At 57.7% G+C, this 933-nt stretch carries 1 protein-coding gene; it reads left to right on the forward strand.

Going from position 1 to position 933, the window contains the following annotated elements; genetic code table 11:
- The coding region (locus tag PPA02S_RS23130) for an immunoglobulin-like domain-containing protein (protein WP_042141873.1) at positions 1-933 on the forward strand (933 nt) is incomplete at both ends.

Here is a 933-nt window from a genome sequence, read left to right on the forward strand (position 1 = left end):
TAACGCTCAAGTCACCATCAAGGCTGGCCAAACCAGCGTGTCGTATGAGCACGCTGCTCAGGGCGATGACGTTTACAAAGACTCGGGCGACATAAGCCTGGGTATCAAGTCTGCAGTGGACATTGATGGCCGCACCTTCGAAAACCTGCAACTGGGTGGCGATGCCTCGGTAAAAGTCACTGACACCATCGACGAAGTGGTGGCAAAACTCACCGCCAGCGACTCGGTCAGCGAAGGCGGTCAGATCACCTACACCGTGACCCTGACCAACAAAGACGGCTTGCCGATCAACAACCACGCCGAGCTGTACTTCCACTTGAAAGATGGCACCACCGTCGTGGTACCCGCCAACGGTACTGTGGGTTCAGCAACCGCGACGGCACCGGATAACGTCTATATCGGTGCCAACCTACCTGTACAGAACGCAATCGTGTCGGTCAGTGGTGCCGATGCTTGGAAGTTCGAACAACTGACGTTGGACAAAACACCAGTCAGCACTGCCGTGACCGACGAGCCAGGCTCGGGCACTCCAGGCTCGGGCAACCAAGGCGACCTGGTTCAGGTGAACATCGTTGCCGACCAAGCGTCGGTGAACGAAGCTACTTCACCGACCTTCACCCTGACCCTGAACCGCGCACTGGACAAGGACCTGACCGTCACCCTGAGCAACAACGCCACCGTGGTGTTCAAGGCGGGTGAAACCAGCAAGTCCTACACAGCACCGGCGCAGGGCGATGATGTCTTCAAAGACGAAGGCAAAATCGAAGTGGGCATCACCAAGGCCGAAGTCCCGAACGCCACGTTCGAGAACCTGGTCATCGGCGGCCCAGCTTCGGTGAACGTCACCGACACCATCAGCAAGGTCACCGCGGTGCTGTCTGTGGATAACAACACCGTGGTCGAAGGTGGCAAGATCACCTACACCGTCACCTT

Source organism: Pseudomonas parafulva NBRC 16636 = DSM 17004 (assembly GCF_000730645.1).
GTDB lineage: Bacteria > Pseudomonadota > Gammaproteobacteria > Pseudomonadales > Pseudomonadaceae > Aquipseudomonas > Aquipseudomonas parafulva.